This window comes from Treponema endosymbiont of Eucomonympha sp. (assembly GCF_001028545.1).
On the sequence record NZ_BBPW01000606.1, the window covers coordinates 1 to 461 of the forward strand.

1 protein-coding gene is annotated in these 461 nt (G+C 61.6%); it reads right to left on the reverse strand.

The annotated features are described in order from the left end of the window. A partial coding sequence (locus AWU74_RS08285) for a 4Fe-4S dicluster domain-containing protein (protein ID WP_238580272.1) occupies positions 1 to 431 on the reverse strand: 431 nt, incomplete at its 3' end. Positions 432 to 461 lie beyond the last annotated feature (30 nt).

Sequence of the window (461 nt, forward strand, 5' to 3'; positions counted from 1 at the left end):
ATGCCGGCAGTCGGGCACACCTTGACGCATTCACCGCAGCCGTCGCACGGAGAATCGACCAGCGAATGTCCGAACGGCACCAGCATGCGGGTCGCAAAGCCTCGGTTGACGAAGGACAGCACGTTAAGTCCCTTCACCTCGGCGCAGACGCGGACGCACGCGCCGCAGTTTATGCACTTATGGACTTCCATGCTGATTTTGCCGTGCGACTTGTCCGCACGGTACGTTCGCCTTCCGCCTTCCGTTGGTGCGCCGAACAGATTCTGGTCGGCTTTGTAGCGCGTCGCGTACTGCCGCAGCCTGCAGTCGTTCGCCTCGCCGCAGCCGCATTCAAGGCACCTTTGCGCTTCTTGCAGCGCCGCTTTGGGGGCGAAGCCGATTTCCCCCTCTTTTTCGGTACTCTTCCGCTCGGCGTCCCCGATGACCGGCATTTTGATTCGCGGCGTTTTGACCTAGTCCGC